The organism is Bradyrhizobium macuxiense (assembly GCF_007993935.1).
GTDB classification, from domain to species: domain Bacteria; phylum Pseudomonadota; class Alphaproteobacteria; order Rhizobiales; family Xanthobacteraceae; genus Bradyrhizobium; species Bradyrhizobium macuxiense_A.
Genome location: NZ_VITY01000012.1, coordinates 148061 through 164977, shown reverse-complemented (window position 1 = coordinate 164977; position 16917 = coordinate 148061). Strand labels below are relative to the sequence as shown.

General features: G+C 65.9%; 13 protein-coding genes and 1 pseudogene. All 14 read left to right on the top strand.

Features of this window, described 5'->3' with window-relative positions:
- Positions 1-6: 6 nt before the first annotated feature.
- Positions 7-1113 carry a phospho-N-acetylmuramoyl-pentapeptide-transferase gene (mraY, locus tag FBZ93_RS28845; protein ID WP_021077241.1) on the top strand — a complete coding sequence of 369 codons (1107 nt, stop codon included), beginning with the start codon at positions 7-9 and terminating at the stop codon, positions 1111-1113.
- Between the two features lie 8 nt (positions 1114-1121).
- Positions 1122-2522 carry a UDP-N-acetylmuramoyl-L-alanine--D-glutamate ligase gene (gene murD / locus FBZ93_RS28840; protein ID WP_146990645.1) on the top strand — a complete coding sequence of 467 codons (1401 nt, stop codon included), beginning with the start codon at positions 1122-1124 and terminating at the stop codon, positions 2520-2522.
- Between the two features lie 327 nt (positions 2523-2849).
- Positions 2850-4001 carry a putative lipid II flippase FtsW gene (gene ftsW, locus FBZ93_RS28835; protein WP_074131542.1) on the top strand — a complete coding sequence of 384 codons (1152 nt, stop codon included), beginning with the start codon at positions 2850-2852 and terminating at the stop codon, positions 3999-4001.
- A gap of 111 nt (positions 4002-4112) precedes the next feature.
- The gene (murG, locus tag FBZ93_RS28830; RefSeq protein ID WP_146990643.1) at positions 4113-5213 is read left to right on the top strand and encodes an undecaprenyldiphospho-muramoylpentapeptide beta-N-acetylglucosaminyltransferase; all 1101 of its coding nucleotides are present in this window, start codon (positions 4113-4115) and stop codon (positions 5211-5213) included.
- A 37-nt stretch (positions 5214-5250) separates the two neighbouring features.
- Complete coding sequence (locus FBZ93_RS28825; protein ID WP_146990641.1) at positions 5251-6090, top strand: class I SAM-dependent methyltransferase; 840 nt, start codon at positions 5251-5253, stop codon at positions 6088-6090.
- Between the two features lie 229 nt (positions 6091-6319).
- Positions 6320-7723 (top strand): UDP-N-acetylmuramate--L-alanine ligase, encoded by a 1404-nt coding sequence (gene murC / locus FBZ93_RS28820; protein ID WP_146990639.1) that lies wholly within the window; start codon positions 6320-6322, stop codon positions 7721-7723.
- A gap of 271 nt (positions 7724-7994) precedes the next feature.
- Positions 7995-8912, top strand: a complete 918-nt coding sequence (gene murB / locus FBZ93_RS28810) for a UDP-N-acetylmuramate dehydrogenase (RefSeq protein ID WP_146990637.1) — start codon at positions 7995-7997, stop codon at positions 8910-8912.
- The gene (locus tag FBZ93_RS28805; RefSeq protein WP_146990636.1) at positions 8912-9898 is read left to right on the top strand and encodes a D-alanine--D-alanine ligase family protein; all 987 of its coding nucleotides are present in this window, start codon (positions 8912-8914) and stop codon (positions 9896-9898) included. Before murB ends, FBZ93_RS28805 begins: the two co-directional genes overlap by 1 nt.
- A gap of 71 nt (positions 9899-9969) precedes the next feature.
- A pseudogene (locus FBZ93_RS41430) lies at positions 9970-10291 on the top strand (D-alanine--D-alanine ligase); the annotation flags it as partial.
- Positions 10231-11238 (top strand): cell division protein FtsQ/DivIB, encoded by a 1008-nt coding sequence (locus tag FBZ93_RS28795; protein WP_146990634.1) that lies wholly within the window; start codon positions 10231-10233, stop codon positions 11236-11238. The pseudogene FBZ93_RS41430 and the gene FBZ93_RS28795, both read left to right, overlap by 61 nt.
- Entirely contained in the window at positions 11235-12551 is a 1317-nt protein-coding gene (gene ftsA / locus FBZ93_RS28790; protein ID WP_074131536.1) for a cell division protein FtsA, read from the top strand. Before FBZ93_RS28795 ends, ftsA begins: the two co-directional genes overlap by 4 nt.
- Positions 12552-12640: 89 nt before the next feature.
- The gene (gene ftsZ / locus FBZ93_RS28785) at positions 12641-14431 is read left to right on the top strand and encodes a cell division protein FtsZ (RefSeq protein WP_146990632.1); all 1791 of its coding nucleotides are present in this window, start codon (positions 12641-12643) and stop codon (positions 14429-14431) included.
- A gap of 350 nt (positions 14432-14781) precedes the next feature.
- Entirely contained in the window at positions 14782-15744 is a 963-nt protein-coding gene (gene lpxC / locus FBZ93_RS28780; protein WP_146990630.1) for a UDP-3-O-acyl-N-acetylglucosamine deacetylase, read from the top strand.
- Positions 15745-16002: 258 nt separating this feature from the next.
- Complete coding sequence (locus FBZ93_RS28775) at positions 16003-16911, top strand: outer membrane protein assembly factor BamD (RefSeq protein WP_050628362.1); 909 nt, start codon at positions 16003-16005, stop codon at positions 16909-16911.
- Positions 16912-16917: the final 6 nt, after the last annotated feature.

Sequence of the window (16917 nt, the reverse complement as noted above, 5' to 3'; positions counted from 1 at the left end):
CTTTGAATGTTCTACTGGTTGATCGAGCTGTCCAACACCGTTCCGGGGTTTGGGGCATTCCGTAGCGCCCTGAACGTGTTCCGCTACATCACCTTCCGCACCGGTGGCGCGATGGTGACCGGCGCGCTGTTCGTGTTCCTGTTCGGACCCTGGATCATCGATCATTTGAGGCTGCGGCAGGGCAAGGGTCAGCCGATCCGCACCGACGGTCCGCAGTCGCATCTGATCTCCAAGAAGGGCACGCCCACCATGGGCGGGCTGATGATCCTGTCCGGGCTCGTGGTGTCGACGCTGCTCTGGGCCAACCCGCTCAACCCCTATGTCTGGATCGTGCTCGCGGTCACGCTCGGCTTCGGCTTCGTCGGCTTCTATGACGATTATTTGAAGGTCACAAAGCAGTCACACAGCGGCTTCGCCGGCAAGCTCCGCCTGCTGATCGAGGCGGTGATCGGGCTCGCCGCCACCTACGCGCTGGTCCGGCTCGGGCGCGACGTGTCGTCGACCTCGCTCGTGATTCCCTTCTTCAAGGACCTCGTGATCAACTTCGGCTGGTTCTTCGTGATCTTCGGCGCCTTCGTCATGGTCGGCGCCGGCAATGCAGTGAACCTGACCGACGGCCTCGACGGTCTTGCCATCGTGCCGGTCATGATCGCGGCGGCGAGCTTCGGCATGATCTCCTATCTCACCGGCAACGCGGTGTTCTCGGAATATCTGCAGATCAATTACGTCGCCGGCACCGGCGAACTGGCGGTGCTGTGCGGCGCGGTGCTTGGCGCGGGCCTGGGCTTCCTCTGGTTCAACGCGCCGCCGGCCTCGATCTTCATGGGTGACACCGGCTCGCTCGCGCTCGGCGGCATGTTGGGGGCCACCGCGGTCGCGGTGAAGCACGAGATCGTGCTCGCGGTGATCGGCGGCCTGTTCGTGCTGGAGGCGGTCTCGGTCATCGTGCAGGTCACCTCGTTCAAGCTCACCGGCAAGCGCGTGTTCCGGATGGCGCCGCTGCACCATCATTTCGAGCAGAAGGGCTGGACCGAGCCGCAGATCGTGATCCGGTTCTGGATCATCTCGGTGATGCTGGCGCTGGCCGGCCTCTCCACCCTCAAGCTGCGCTGAGCGCCATCATGATCTCGGTCACCTCCTTCGCTGGCAAGACGGTCGCGGTGTTCGGGCTCGGCGGCTCGGGCCTTGCGAGTTGCCTCGCGCTGAAGGCCGGTGGCGCGGAGGTGATCGCGGCCGACGACAATGCGGACAACGTCGCCAAGGCGGCGCAGGCCGGCTTCACCACCGCTGACCTGCGTGCCGTGTCGTGGGCGAATTTCGCCGCGCTGATCCTGACCCCCGGCGCGCCGCTGACCCATCCGGCGCCGCACTGGAGCGTGCTGAAGGCGCGCGAGGCCGGCGTCGAGGTGATCGGCGACGTCGAATTGTTCTGCCGCGAGCGGCGGCGTCATGCGCCGAACGCGCCGTTCGTCGCCATCACCGGCACCAACGGCAAATCGACCACCACCGCGCTGATCGCGCATCTGATGAAGGTCGCCGGCTACGACACCCAGATGGGCGGCAATATCGGCACCGCGATCCTGTCGCTGGAGCCGCCGCGGATCGGCCGCGTCCACGTGATCGAGATGTCGTCCTACCAGATCGACCTCGCGCCGTCGCTCGATCCCTCGGTCGGCATCCTGATCAACATCAGCGAAGACCACATCGATCGCCACGGCACGCTGGAGCATTACGCCGCGGTCAAGGAGCGGCTGGTTGCCGGCGTGCAGCAGGGCGGCACCGCGATCACCGGCGTCGACGACATCTGGTGCCGCAACATCGCCGACCGGCTCGATCGCGCCGGCAAGCGCGTGGTGCGCATCTCGGTGAGGAACCCGCTGCCCGACGGCCTCTATGTCGAGCACGAGACCATCGTGCGCGCGTCGGGCGCGGCGCGCAGCGAGATCGCGCGGCTAGGGGGCATCGGCTCGCTGCGCGGCCTGCACAACGCGCAGAACGCCGCCTGTGCCTCGGCCTGCGCGCTGGCGATCGGCGTCGCCACCGACGCACTGCAGAACGGCTTGCGCAGCTTCCCGGGCCTGGCGCACCGCATGGAGCAGGTCGGCCGTCGCGGCAACGTGCTGTTCGTCAACGACTCCAAGGGCACCAACGCGGATGCGGCGGCGCATGCGCTGTCGTCCTTCGCCGACATCTACTGGATCGCCGGCGGCAAGCCGAAGGCCGGCGGCATCACCAGCCTGACCGAATACTTTCCGCGCATCCGCAAGGCCTATCTGATCGGCGAGGCGGCGGCCGAATTCTCCGGCACGCTCGGCGACCGCGTCGCGCACGAGATGTCCGGCACGCTCGACGTCGCGATATCAAGCGCCGCGCGCGATGCCGAGGCGTCGGGACTTGCCGAAGCGGTGGTGCTGCTGTCGCCGGCCTGCGCCTCGTTCGACCAGTACCGCAATTTCGAAATCCGCGGCACCGCCTTCCGCGACATCGTCCAGGCACTGCCCGGCGTCAAGTCGGTGGTGTGACGACCGCGAAATCCTAGGATGGGGTTTCGCTGCACTATCCATCCGCAGCCAAAACCGTGCCGCATTCTCAGCGTCGTCCCTGCGAAAGCAGGGACCCATAACCACGAATGGTTGTTGGTGAGCGATGCTGGGACGACGAGTCCCTTTCAACAATATCCGCCGCGGAGTATGGGTCCCTGCTTTCGCAGGGACGACGGCTGTGCGTGGAATCCGCAGCAGTGAGCAGGCTCCGCCATCCACCTCCCTCAAAAGTTACCCAAGCCGTTAACCCCTTGGAAACCATCCTGCGCCACGAATGGACGTTATCTCTGCCATCTGGGGACGCCCATGCTCGCCCGTGACCAACGCACCCCGTTCTCGGACTGGTGGTGGACCGTCGACAAGCTGCTGCTTGTCGCGATCGCCGCGTTGATGCTGGCCGGCGTGATCCTGTCGCTGGCGGCAAGCCCGCCGGTTGCGACCCGGATCGGGCTCGATCCGTTCCACTTCTTCAACCGCCACGTCATGTTTCTGGTGCCGTCGCTGATCGTGCTGATCGGGGTGTCGTTCATGACGCCGCGGCAGATCCGGCGCACCGCGCTGATCGTGTTCGCGGTGTCGATCGCGCTGATCGTGCTCACGCTCCTGGTCGGGCCCGAGGTCAAGGGCTCGCGGCGCTGGATCACGCTGCTCGGCGTCAACATCCAGGCCTCCGAGGCCGCCAAGCCCGCCTTCGTCATCGTTGCGGCCTGGCTGTTTGCGGAATCGACAAAGCGGCCGGAGATGCCGGCGACCTCGATGGCGCTGGTACTCTTGATGATGCTGGTTACGCTCTTGGTGATGGAGCCCGACTTCGGTCAGACCATGCTGATCCTCACGGTCTGGGGCGCACTGTTCTTCATCGCGGGCATGCGGATGATCTGGGTGTTCGGGCTCGCCGGCGCCGCCGGCGCGGGCCTGTTCGGCGCCTACCTGCTGGTGCCGCACGTCGCGGGCCGCATCAAGCGCTTCATGAATCCCGCCTCCGGCGACACCTTCCAGGTCGACACCGCGATGGAGGCATTCTGGAACGGCGGCTGGTTCGGGCTCGGGCCGGGCGAGGGCATCGCCAAGCGCAGCCTGCCGGACAGCCACACCGACTTCGTGTTCGCGGTGGCGGCGGAAGAATTCGGCATCATCCTCTGTTTGATGCTGGTCGCGCTGTTCGGCTTCATCGTGATCCGCACGCTGACGCGCGCCTATGCCACCGAGGACATGTTCTCGCGCTTTGCGGCATCGGGGCTTGCGATCCTGTTCGGCGTGCAGGCGACGATCAATATGGCGGTCAATCTGCAACTGATCCCGGCCAAGGGCATGACGCTGCCGTTCATCTCCTACGGCGGTTCCTCGTTCGTCTCGCTCGCCTATGGCGTCGGCATGATGCTGGCGCTGACGCGGCAGCGGCCGCGGACCGAGATCGAATCGATGGAGGGCGCCAGTGCGCAGCGCGCCTACGCGTAGGTGACCCTTGTTGTCATTGCGAGGAGCGAAGCGACGAAGCAATCCATCCATCCGTTTCGCGGCGCTATGGATTGCTTCGCTTCGCTCGCAATGACGATGTAAAAGGCGACCATGGACAACCCGCCCCTGATTCTGCTGGCGGCCGGCGGCACCGGCGGCCATCTGTTCCCGGCCGAAGCGCTCGCCGTGGAATTGATCAGGCGCGGCCTGCGGGTGCGGCTTGCGACCGACGGCCGCGCGTTGCGCTACTCCGGCCTGTTCGGCAGAGAGAGCATCGAGCTGGTGCCGAGCGCGACCGTGCGCAGCCGCAACCCGATCTCGCTGGCGCGGACCGTGCTGATGCTCGGCTACGGCACGCTGGTCGCCGCCAATGTGGTGCGCCGGCTGAAGCCTGCGGCGGTGGTCGGTTTCGGCGGCTACCCGACCTTGCCGCCGCTGGTGGCAGCGCGGATGCTCGGCGTTCCCGGGATCATCCACGATGCCAATGCGGTGCTCGGCCGCGCCAACCGCTTCCTCTCCGGCCGGGTCAACGCGATCGCGACCTCGCTGCCCGGCGTGCTCGATCGCGATCCCGCGCTCGCCGGCAAGGCCACCACCGTCGGCACGCCGATGCGCCCCGCCATCCTTGCGGCGGCTGCGGTGAAGTACGCGGCGCCCGAGGTGAACGGACCGCTGCGCCTGCTCGTCGTCGGCGGCAGCCAGGGCGCGCGGGTGATGAGCGACATCGTGCCGCCCGCGATCGAGCAGCTCGATCCCGCGCTGTGGAGCCGACTGATCATCACCCAGCAGGTGCGCGAAGAGGACATGGACCGGGTGCGCGCGGTCTACGACCGGCTCAAGATCAATGCCGAGCTCGCACCGTTCTTCCCGGACCTGCCGGCGCGCCTCGCCTCGAGCCAGCTCGTGATCTCGCGCTCCGGCGCCGGCACCGTCGCCGAGCTTGCCGCGATCGGCCGGCCCTCGATCCTGGTGCCGCTGCCGGGCGCGATCGACCAGGACCAGTTCGCCAATGCCGGCGTGCTGTCGCAGGCGGGCGGCGCGCTGCGCATCGCGCAGAGCGACTTCACGCCGGAACGGCTCGCCGCCGAGATCTCCGCCTACGCCGTCGAGCCCCAAAAATTGACCGCGATGGCGGAAGCCGCCCGCAGCGTCGGGCGGCTCGATGCCGCCGAGCGGCTGGCCGATCTGGTGGCCAAGGTGGCCGGGATTTGATGCGCCAATCCGGCAGCAGGCCGGGGGAGACTTGATGATGACGGGTCTTTTGATCCACTCCGTCTCGGAATTCTCGGATCTGATCCTCGAAGCGCTGCGCCTCGCGGATGCGCGCGATGTCGTCGAGATCGGCGCTGAATATGGCGGCATGTCGGCGCTGCTTGCCGATCACTGCCGGGCCCGCGGCGGTCAGCTCACCAGCGTCGATCCGGCGCCGAAGCGCGAATTCCTCGATTGGGTCAATGCCAATCCGGATGTGCGTCACGTCGCGAAGACCAGCCTCGATGCGTTCGGCAAACTGGATGCCGCCGACGCCTGGATCGTCGACGGCGACCACAACTGGTACACGGTCTATCACGAGCTGCGGCAGATCGAGGCGATCAGCCGCCGCGCCGGCAAACCCGTGCTGGCGTTTCTCCATGATGTCGGCTGGCCCTGCGGGCGGCGCGACATGTATTACGCGCCGGGCCAGATTCCTGCCGCGTACTGCCATCCGCACAGTTACCAGGCCGGCGCCACGCTGGATCGTCCGGCGCTGGTCGAAGGTCATGGATTTCGCGGCGCGGGCCTTGCCGCATTCGCGAATGTTGCCGGTGGCGCGCGCAACGGCGTGATGACCGCGATCGATGACTTCCTGGCGGAGGAGCTGGCGCAGGGCAGGGAGTTCGGCTTCGCCGAAATTCCCGCCGTGTTCGGCTTAGGGGTGCTGTTCGAGATGAATGCGGCCTGGAGCGCACAGCTCGCCGAGCTCGTGCTGCCCTATCACCAGAACAAGCTGCTGCGCGCGCTCGAGACCAACCGGCTGCGCAATTATCTTCGCGTGATCGAGATGCAGGACGAGATTGCCGCGCGCGCTGCGCGATCGGGAGCGGCGTAGCCCCCGGGGCCGACATGGAGATATCCGTGACGTCAGATCACCAGCACCGGCCGCTAGCTGACAACAGCGACATTTCCACGGCCGCGGAGTGGAAAAAGCCCTTGTCACGCAGGGGAAAAGCGGGGCATCCAGTGGTCTGCGCCAGCGATGTGGGGCGCATAGCGAAGCTAAATCAGCCGCCCCGCAGCGCAGTTCGCGCAGGGCGGATGACGATATCAGGAACCGGATCATGAGACTGCCGCGCGAGATCGGACCCATTCACTTCGTCGGGATCGGCGGCATCGGCATGAGCGGCATCGCCGAGGTGCTGATCAATCTCGGTTACACCGTGCAAGGCTCCGACGCGTCGGATAATTACAATCTCGATCGGTTGCGCAAGAAGGGTGCAAGAATCTCGGTCGGTCACACCGCCGAGAATGTCGACGGCGCCGATGTCGTCGTGGTCTCGACCGCGATCAAGCGCGACAATCCCGAATTGATGGCGGCGCGCGCGCGGCGCATTCCGGTGGTGCGGCGCGCCGAGATGCTGGCGGAATTGATGCGGCTGAAGAGCTGCGTCGCGATCGCCGGCACCCATGGCAAGACCACCACGACCACGATGGTGGCGACATTGCTCGACGCCGGCGGGCTCGATCCGACCGTCATCAATGGCGGCATCATCAATGCCTACGGCTCCAATGCGCGGCTGGGCGCCGGCGACTGGATGGTGGTCGAGGCCGACGAGAGCGACGGCACCTTCCTCAAGCTGCCGTCCGACGTCGTCATCGTCACCAACATCGATCCCGAGCATCTCGATCACTTCAAGACCTTCGAGGCGATCCAGGATGCGTTCCGCAATTTCGTCGAGAACGTTCCGTTCTACGGCTTTGCGGTGATGTGCACCGATCACCCCGTGGTGCAGAGCCTGGTCGGCAAGATCGAAGACCGCCGCATCATCACCTACGGGCAGAACCCGCAGGCCGATGCGCAGCTCCTGGACCTGACGCCGATGGGCGGCGGCTCGAAATTCAAGGTCGCGCTCCGCGATCGCAAGACAGGCGCGACGCACGAGATCGCCGACATCATGCTGCCGATGCCGGGACGCCATAACGCGTCGAACGCGACGGCGGCGATCGCGGTCGCGCATCAGCTCGGCGTATCCGACGACGTCATCCGCCAGGCGATGGCCGGCTTCGGCGGCGTCAAGCGGCGCTTCACCAAAACCGGCGAGACCAATGGCATCACCGTGATCGACGACTACGGCCATCATCCGGTCGAGATCGCAGCCGTGCTGAAGGCGGCGCGGGAATCCACCAACGGCAAGATCGTCGCCGTGGTGCAGCCGCATCGCTACACCCGCCTGCAATCCTTGTTCGAGGAATTCTGCACCTGCTTCAACGACGCCGATGCGGTCGTGGTTGCCGAGGTCTATCCGGCCGGCGAGACGCCGATCGCAGGCATCGACCGCGATCATTTCGCCGCCGGCCTGCGCGCCCACGGCCATCGCAACGTGGTCCCATTGCCGAACGCGGCTGAGCTCGCCAGGATCGTTCACGGCCTTGCCAAGTCCGGCGACCTCGTCGTCTGTCTCGGCGCCGGCAACATCACGCAGTGGGCCTACGCACTGCCCGGCGAATTGAAGGCGCTGGGGTGATGATGTTCGTCGCCCTTCACGAACAGCGCCCGTGCGGCTCACCCCTCTCCCTAACCCTCCCCCGCAAGGGGGGAGGGAACCCATCCGCCGGTGCCTTCCTGACTCGTGCAGCGAGTCAGAACGCGGTTGTTATGCCAAGTGAGGTGAGCACACCGGTCGGGCTCCCTCCTCCCTTGCGGGGGAGGGCTGGGGAGAGGGGTAAGCCCCGGGCGCCGGCGCAAAATGCAGTGCGACACGCTCTCAATCCTGCTCGTGCATCGATCGCCACGCCATGACCTTCCCCGACATCACGTCCGATCTGAAAGCCGCGATGCCGGAGCTGCGCGGGCGGCTGCTGGCCAACCAGTCGCTGGCCGAGCTGACCTGGTTTCGCGTCGGCGGCCCGGCGCAGGTGCTGTTCACACCGGCGGATGAAGACGATCTTGCTTACTTCCTGAAGCGGCTGCCGCAGGAGCTGCCGGTCTATGTCGTCGGCGTCGGCTCCAATCTGATCGTGCGCGACGGCGGCATGCCGGGTGTCGTGATCCGGCTGGCGCCGCGTGCGTTCGGCGAGACCAGCACAGCCGGTGATGTCGTCACCGCCGGCGCCGCGGCGCTCGACAAGCGCGTCGCCGAGACGGCAGCGGCTGCAAACATTGGCGGCATGGAATTCTTCTTCGGCATCCCCGGTACGGTCGGCGGCGCGCTGCGCATGAATGCCGGCGCCAACGGCGGCGAGACCAAGGATGTGCTGGTGGAGGCGACCGGCATCGGCCGCGACGGCACCAAGCACACGTTCGGCAATGCCGACATGAAGTTCGTCTATCGCAACAGCGGCGTCGATCCGTCCGTTATCTTCACCTCGGCGCGCTTCCGCGGCAGGATCACCGATGCGGATGCGATCCGCGCGCGCATGAATGAGGTGCAGACTCATCGCGAGACCGCGCAGCCGATCCGCGAAAAGACCGGCGGCTCGACCTTCAAGAATCCGCCCGGCAACAGCGCCTGGAAGCTGATCGACGCCGCAGGCTGCCGCGGCCTCAAGGTCGGCGGCGCGCAGGTCTCGGAGATGCACTGCAATTTCCTGATCAACACCGGCAACGCCACCGGCCATGACATCGAGAGCCTCGGTGAGACGGTGCGTGAAAGGGTGAAGCAGACCAGCGGAATTGAGCTGCACTGGGAAATCAAGCGGATCGGGAACAGCTGATGCAGGTGACCATTCTGTTCGGCGGCACCAACAAGGAGCGGTTGGTTTCGGTGGCGAGCGCGCAGGCGCTGCACCGCGCGTTGCCCGGCGCGGAGCTCTGGTTCTGGGACGTCGACGACACCGTGCATGCGGTGACGTCCGAACAGCTGCTCGGTCACGCGCGGCCGTTCGAGGTCGACTTCAAGCCTGATAGTCCCGGTATCGCGCTCGACCAGGCGCTCGACAAGGCAGGCGCCGAGCAGCGCGTGCTCGTGCTCGGTCTGCACGGCGGCCGCGCCGAGAATGGCGAATTGCAGGCGATGTGCGAGATGCGCGGCGTTGCTTTCACCGGCTCCGGCTCGGCGTCGTCGCATCTGGCCTTCGACAAGCCGTCGGCGAAGCGCTTCGCAGTGATCGCCGGCATCAACGCGCCGCAGGGCATCAGCGTCGAACAGATCGACGACGCCTTCGCAAAGTACGGCAAGCTGATCGCAAAGCCCGCCAAGGACGGATCGAGCTACGGGCTGATCTTCGTCAACGCCAAGCAGGACCTCATCGCCGTCCGCAATGCCGCGAAGCATGAAGACTATCTGATCGAGCCGTTCGTATCGGGCGTGGAGGCGACCTGCGGCGTGCTCGAGCAATCCGACGGCAGCGTGTTCGCGCTGCCGCCGATCGAGATCGTGCCGGCGGAGGGCGGATTCGACTACACAGCCAAATACCTTTTGAAGTCGACTCAGGAGATCTGTCCCGGCCGCTTCGCGCCCGAGGTCAGCGCCGCGATCATGGACCATGCGTTGCGGGCGCACCGCGCATTATCCTGCACCGGCTACTCGCGCAGCGATTTCATCGTGTCGGCCAATGGCCCGGTCTACCTCGAAACCAACACGCTGCCCGGGCTCACAGCAGCATCACTGTACCCTAAGGCCTTGAAAGCACAGGGCATCGCCTTTGCCGACTTCCTCAACGACCAGATCGAGCTCGGCCACCGCCGCGCCGGGCGTTAAGGCCGCCTGAGCGCGGAACCCGCCCGACTCGGCCGGATGGAACCCGGCGCTGTTGCTAAAATGCTAACGGGTTCGCGGCAAAGTACTCAAAGCGTTGATCAAAATACACTTCAGGCCGAACTCATTTACCGTTTGTTTACCAGGAAGCCCGAAGGTTAACGCTGGCGGCGCATGTAGCGCTTGGCTGCCGGGGCGTGAGCTGTCGCGGATTACCGCTTCGAGGATCGCAACCAGGGAACAGGGGGCCACTCTAATCCCACCGGTCTAGCCGAGACGTGATTTGTGCCGGGACCCGCAGGGTTTGCGGGCACAACATGTGACGAGCTCGTGCAATGGATGGTGCAGGACGCCTCACTCGATCGCTGCGATCGCTGGGGCCTCAAGCTGACCTGAGAGCAGCCGCTATTGGAGCGGCGGTGCTGCTGCGCGAGTATATCGGCGCCCATCTCGCTCGCCGCCGACGGCGTCCCGCCAGGCGGCCGCAGATGATCGATCGCGAGCCGCCGAACCGCTACATCCAGATGGTCGAACGCTATCTGCCGCGCCGCATCGGCCTGGTCGCGACGCTCGCGATCCTGTTCGGCAGCCTGGGCTTCGGCATCGTCCGGGGCGGCCATGTCGAGGAGTTCACCACCGCGCTCAGCGACACCCGCAACGCGCTGGCCAATTCCGCAGGCTTCCGCATCACCACCGTCGGCATCAACGGCCGCAAGCAGCTGAGCCAGGACGAGGTGCTCGCGATCGGCGGCGTCAATGGCCGCTCCTCGCTGCTGTTCCTCGATGCCGATACCGTGCGCGCCAAGCTGAAGGCCAATCCCTGGATCGCGGATGCCACGATCCTCAAGCTCTATCCGGGCCGGCTGCAGATCGACATCGTCGAGCGCACCGCCTTCGCGTTGTGGCAACAGAACGGCCGCCTGTCGGTGATCGCCTCCGACGGCGCGGTGCTCGAGCCTTACGTCACGCGCCGCTTCCTCAATCTGCCGCTGGTGGTGGGCAAGGGGGCTGATACGCGCGCCCAGGACTTCCTGGCGCTGCTCGACCGTTATCCGCAGGTGCGTTCGGTGACCAAGGCCGCGATCTTCGTCGGTGAGCGGCGCTGGAACCTGCGCCTCAAGGACGGCCTCGATGTCCGCCTGCCGGAGAACGATGTCGGCAACGCGCTCGCCGCGCTCTCCAAGCTCGACAAGGACGAGAAGCTGTTCTCGCGCGACATTGTCGCCGTCGACATGCGGCTGCCCGATCGGCTGATCGTGCAATTGTCCGAGGAAGCCGGCAAGGCGCGCGACGAGCTGTTCAAGGACAAGAAGTCCAAGAAGAAGCCGGGTGACTCCGCATGACCGGCCTCGATCGCAACCTGACCCCGAAGACCCGCCCGATGCAGAAGCGCACCGCGATGGTGGCTTCGCTCGACGTCGGCTCCAGCAAGATCGCCTGCATGATCGCGCGGCTCAAGCCGTCGCCGCCGAACGAGGCGCTGCGCGGCCGCACCCATGCGGTCGAACTGATCGGCTACAGCCAGATCCAGTCGCGCGGCGTCAAGGCCGGCTCCGTCGTCGATCTCGCCGAATGCGAGAAGGCGGTGCGCCATGCCGTCGCGCTGGCCGAGCGCATGGCCAAGGTCCGGGTCGAGTCCGTCCTGCTGTCGGTCTCCGGCGGCAGGCAGCATGGCCAGCTGGTCGAAGCCGCGGCCGATATCCGCGGCGGCTCGGTGACTGCGGACGACATCAGCCGCGTCACCTCGGCCGGCATGCGTCACGCCGCCGGCGCCGGCCGTACCGTGCTGCACGCGCTGCCGGTCGGCTACGCGCTCGATGGCGTCAAGGGCATCCGCGATCCCAGGGGCATGGTGGCGCGCCAGTTCGGCGTCGACATGAACGTGGTGACGTCGGACGCGACGGTTGCCAAGAACCTGATGCTGGTGGTCGAGCGCTGCCATCTCAACGTCGAAGCCATGGCGTCGAGCCCCTATGTCGCGGGCCTGTCGGTGCTGACCGATGACGAAGCCGACCTCGGCGCCGCCGTCGTCGAGATGGGCGCGGGCTCGACGACGATCGCGACCTATTCCGGCGGCCGCCTCGTGCACGCATCCGGGTTTGCGCTCGGCGGGCAACACATCACGATGGATCTTGCGCGCGGCATCGGCGCGTGCATTGCGGATGCCGAGCGAATCAAGACTTTATACGGCACGGTGCTGACCGGCGGTTCGGACTCGCGCGAGCTGATGTCCGTTCCCACTGCAGGCGATGATCGGGAGACCCCGCAAATCGTATCTCGCGCCACGATTGCGAACATTGTCCGGCATCGCGCCGAGGAGATTTTCGAAATGGTCCGTGACCGGCTCGCGGATTCCCCCTTTGCGGCAGAGCCGAGGGCGCGCGTCGTGCTCAGCGGCGGTGCGTCGCAGCTGACTGGGACCGTCGAGCTCGCCACCCGTATCCTGAACCGCCAGGTCCGCATCGGCCGCCCGCTCGGCTTCGGCCGGCTGCCGAACGAGGCGAAGGGCGCCTCGTTCTCGGTGCCGACGGGCCTCCTGGTCTATCCGCAATACGCTCATCTTGAACATGTCGAACCGCGGCGCACGCGGCAGCTCAGGACAGGGACAGACGGTTACTTCGGAAAGGTCGGACGATGGCTTCGCGAGGGCTTCTGATGACCGCACCCCGGCTCATTGCATTTTCACCAGCTCCTGCGGCCAGCGGCCGGGACGAACCAACGCGCGCATAATCGAGAGAGGCAACCATGGCACTCAATCTGACACCCCCTGACATCAGCGAGCTGAAACCGCGGATCACCGTCTTCGGCGTCGGCGGCGCGGGTGGTAATGCCGTCAACAACATGATCACCGCCGGGTTGCAGGGCGTCGACTTCGTCGTCGCCAACACCGACGCACAGGCGCTGACGATGTCGAAGGCGCAGCGCATCATCCAGATGGGCACCCAGGTCACCCAGGGCCTCGGCGCCGGTTCGCAGCCCGACGTCGGTGCCGCGGCCGCGCAGGAAGTCATGGACGAGCTTCGCGATCATCTCACCGGCGCCAACATGGTGTTCGTCACCGCCGGCATGGGCGGCGGCACCGGCACGGGCGCCGCGCCCGTGATCGCCAAGGCCGCGCGCGAGATGGGGATCCTCACCGTCGGTGTGGTGACGAAGCCGTTCCACTTCGAGGGGCAGCGCCGGATGCGCACCGCCGAGCACGGTATTTCCGAGCTCCACAAGGTGGTCGACACCCTCCTGATCATCCCGAACCAGAACCTGTTCCGGGTCGCCAACGAGAAGACCACCTTCGCCGACGCGTTCGCGATGGCCGACCAGGTGCTGTATTCGGGCGTCGCCTGCATCACCGACCTGATGGTCAAGGAAGGCCTGATCAACCTCGACTTCGCCGACGTCCGCGCGGTGATGCGTGAGATGGGCAAGGCGATGATGGGCACCGGCGAGGCAACCGGCGAGAAGCGCGCGCTGACCGCCGCCGAAGCTGCGATCGCCAACCCGCTGATCGACGATAGCTCGATGAAGGGCGCCCGCGGCCTGTTGATCTCGATCACGGGCGGCAAGGATCTCACCCTGTTCGAGGTCGACGAAGCCGCAACCCGCATCCGCGAGGAGGTCGATGCCGACGCCAACATCATCGTCGGCGCCACCTTCGACGAATCGCTCGACGGCATCATTCGCGTCTCGGTGGTCGCAACCGGCATCGAGCAGGCCGCGATCGCTTCCCGTGCCCAGGCTCCCGCGCAGCAGCCGGGCGGTTCGCCGGAGAGCCGGCTGGCCGACCTGACCGCTCGCCTGCGTGCCGACAACCAGCGCATGGCCGAGCGTGCCCAGAAGCTGGAGCCGCCGACCGGCGTGACGGTCGCTCCGATTGCCGCCCAGGCCGCGGCGCCCCAGCAGCGTCCGGCGGTCGAGCGCGCCGCGCTCGCGGCGATCGCCGCCGCGGTTGCCCCGGACAGCGCATCGGCCGCCCAGGCGCCGATGCAGCCGGCCTCTTACGGTGACGTCACGGTGCGGCCGATCGCCCAGAAGCCGACCTTGTTCCCGGATCACGAAGCAGCCCGGGCCGAGCAGCACGAGCCGATGCCGCCCGAGACCTTCATCCCGCAGGCCGCGGAGCGGTCGCCGGTCCGTGCTCCGCGGATGCCGAAGTTCGAGGATCTGCCGATGCCGGCGCAGGCCGAGATTCGCCAGGCCAGCGGCGATGGTGAGGCGGAACACCCGCAGAAGACCCGGCTGTCGCTGCTGCAACGGCTCGCCAATGTCGGCCTCGGCCGCCGCGACGAAGAGACCGAGCCGCCGATCGCGGCCCGTGCCTCGGGTCCTGCGATGCCGACGATGCCTCCGCTGCCCGAGCGCAAGCCGGCCCGCAGCGTCGCCCAGCAGATCTCGGCGAACGAGCAGCCGGTATCGGAATATGCAAAGCGCCCGGCCCCGCAGGGATTGGACGCGCATGGCCGTCAAGCCCCTGTTGCCCCGGCGCCACAGGGCGACGACCATCTTGATATCCCGGCCTTCCTGCGCCGGCAGGCAAACTGAAGTTTGTTACAACCTTGGCGATGAAGAAGGCCTCGGCGGGGGAACCGCCGGGGCCTTCTCCTTTTGGCGGGTAGGTGATTGCGCTCTGCAAACAAGCAACTGATTTTAAATGATTAATTATTGTTTCGGTGGTCAGATGGCCACGCGCCGAGGGCCGTTTTCGCTGCCGCAATTTGGTTAACCTTGGGCGTGAATGCGGCAGAGATGGGGTAACAATCGGTAAAGAAGCGTGAGTTGGCGCGGTTTAGGAAATCACTATGGTCTGCCGTGACTTGGGGAGCTCAAGCGAGTCGGCCTTGGGGAAGTTTGGCCACTTGAATTGAGCGAAGTCGGGTAGTGGGCATTATCGAATGAAGTTCAGCCGTCAAACAACGCTTCGGTCGCAAGCCACCGTGACTGGCGTAGGCGTTCATTCCGGTCTTCCTGTTAGTCTCACGCTGGGACCTGCACCTGTTGATGCGGGTTTTATTTTTGTCCGCACCGGTCTCGATGGTGCTGACCGCGAAGTCACCGCCACCGCCGACGCGGTGATCGCAACCGAGTTCGCGACGGTGCTGGGTGACCGCGAAGGACCGCTGGTTTCGACCGCGGAGCATGTTCTCGCAGCGCTACGCGGCATGGGCGTCGACAACGCCACCATCGAAATCGACGGATCTGAAGTGCCGATCATGGACGGCAGCGCAGCGGCGTTCGTCGCGGCCATCGACCAGGCCGGCATTGTGACCCAGCCCGCCGTCCGCCGTTTCATCCAGGTGCTGAAGCCGGTGCAGGTCAAGATCGGCGATGCGATGGGCGAGCTGCGCCCGTTCGCCGGCGGGTTCCGCGCCGAGGTCGAGATCGACTTCGCCAACAAGGTGATCGGCCACCAGACCTATTCCTTCGATCTTTCGCCCGAAGGCTTCCGCCGCGACGTCGCGCGGGCCCGCACCTTCGGCTGCATGAATGACGTGGCGCGGCTGTGGGGCGCAGGCTTCGCGCTCGGCGCCTCGTTCGACAACACCGTGGTGTTCGACGAAGCCCGCCTGCTCAATGTCGAGGGCCTGCGCTACGCCAACGAGTGCGCCCGTCACAAGGTGCTCGACGTGATCGGCGATCTCGCGCTGGCCGGCCTGCCGCTGCTCGGCAGCTACCGTTCGGTCCGGGGCGGTCACAAGCTCAACAATGCGGTGCTGAAGGCGCTGCTGGCCGACCGTAGCGCCTGGCGCGTGGTCGAATCGGAGACGGCCCGGAGGCCGGTCCGCGGCCATGTCGAAGCCGGTGCGGGCACCGTGGGCGGCCTCGTCGCCCCGGCCTACGGTCCGGACGTGTCCTGATCGCCCAAGTCCTGATCGCCAAGGCGGTCAGCCCTAATTTCCGTAGTAACCACAGCAGGCTGTGCGCTTCGCCGGGTCGCCTTATTCCCGGCGGATTGGCTCCCTATTCGGTTGGTCGACGGTCATTTTTCGGTTAAACAGGCCCGCGGTTGCCTGATACGGCGCCAACGGCACGAGAGATATTGCATCCATGACCGCGGTTCATGGGTGGAGTGGGGTCGCCGTTAACCGCATCAAAGGCGTCAGGTTTTACAATTCATGTCGGCAATGCGTATGGCGCTCGAACCACGCTCCTCTTCTGACGTCTCCGGCCTGACCAAGGCCGCGCGCACGCTGCGTTTTGCGGCGGGCCTGATCGTGCTGGCACTGCCGCTCTCAGGCTGCGGCACCGGCGCGCTGTGGGACAAGTTCATGTCCAAGGACGATACGTTCGTCGATGAGCCCGCGGACAAGCTCTACAATGAGGGCTTGTACATGATGAACGAGAAGAAGGACCTGAAGGCCGCCTCGAAGAAGTTCGAGGAAGTCGACCGTCAGCATCCGTATTCGGACTGGGCGCGCAAGTCGCTCCTGATGTCGGCCTATTCGTATTACCAGGCCGGCGACTACGACAGCTGCATCGGCTCTGCGACCCGCTACGTCACGCTGCATCCCGGCAGCCCGGACGCTGCCTACGCCCAGTACCTGATCGCAGCATCGCATTTCGATCAGATCCCGGACATCTCGCGTGACCAGGGCCGTACCGAGAAGGCGATCGCGGCGCTCGAAGAGGTGGTGCGCAAATATCCGACCTCGGAATATGCGACCCAGGCCAAGAACAAGATTCAGGCGGCGCGCGACCAGCTCGCCGGCAAGGAAATGGCGGTCGGGCGCTACTACATCGAGAAGCGCGACTTCACCGCCGCGATCAACCGCTTCAAGACCGTCGTCACCCAGTACCAGACCACGCGCCACGTCGAAGAGGCGCTCTACCGGCTCACCGAGGCCTATATGGCGATCGGCATCGTCGGCGAGGCGCAGACCGCAGCCGCAGTGCTCGGCCACAATTTTCCGGACAGCCGCTGGTACAAGGACGCGTATAATCTAGTAAAGTCCGGCGGTCTCGAGCCGAGCGAGAATCAGGGATCCTGGATCAGCAGGACCTTCAAGAAGATAGGTCTCGGCTAGGAATTG

What these genes read in the sequence shown, in the direction of transcription:
- mraY (WP_021077241.1), top strand. Translation starts at nt 7, where the DNA reads ATGTTCTACTGGTTGATCGAGCTGTCCAACACCGTTCCGGGGTTTGGG.
- murD (WP_146990645.1), top strand. Translation starts at nt 1,122, where the DNA reads ATGATCTCGGTCACCTCCTTCGCTGGCAAGACGGTCGCGGTGTTCGGG.
- ftsW (WP_074131542.1), top strand. Translation starts at nt 2,850, where the DNA reads ATGCTCGCCCGTGACCAACGCACCCCGTTCTCGGACTGGTGGTGGACC.
- murG (WP_146990643.1), top strand. Translation starts at nt 4,113, where the DNA reads ATGGACAACCCGCCCCTGATTCTGCTGGCGGCCGGCGGCACCGGCGGC.
- FBZ93_RS28825 (WP_146990641.1), top strand. Translation starts at nt 5,251, where the DNA reads ATGACGGGTCTTTTGATCCACTCCGTCTCGGAATTCTCGGATCTGATC.
- murC (WP_146990639.1), top strand. Translation starts at nt 6,320, where the DNA reads ATGAGACTGCCGCGCGAGATCGGACCCATTCACTTCGTCGGGATCGGC.
- murB (WP_146990637.1), top strand. Translation starts at nt 7,995, where the DNA reads ATGACCTTCCCCGACATCACGTCCGATCTGAAAGCCGCGATGCCGGAG.
- FBZ93_RS28805 (WP_146990636.1), top strand. Translation starts at nt 8,912, where the DNA reads ATGCAGGTGACCATTCTGTTCGGCGGCACCAACAAGGAGCGGTTGGTT.
- FBZ93_RS28795 (WP_146990634.1), top strand. Translation starts at nt 10,231, where the DNA reads ATGGATGGTGCAGGACGCCTCACTCGATCGCTGCGATCGCTGGGGCCT.
- ftsA (WP_074131536.1), top strand. Translation starts at nt 11,235, where the DNA reads ATGACCGGCCTCGATCGCAACCTGACCCCGAAGACCCGCCCGATGCAG.
- ftsZ (WP_146990632.1), top strand. Translation starts at nt 12,641, where the DNA reads ATGGCACTCAATCTGACACCCCCTGACATCAGCGAGCTGAAACCGCGG.
- lpxC (WP_146990630.1), top strand. Translation starts at nt 14,782, where the DNA reads ATGAAGTTCAGCCGTCAAACAACGCTTCGGTCGCAAGCCACCGTGACT.
- FBZ93_RS28775 (WP_050628362.1), top strand. Translation starts at nt 16,003, where the DNA reads ATGTCGGCAATGCGTATGGCGCTCGAACCACGCTCCTCTTCTGACGTC.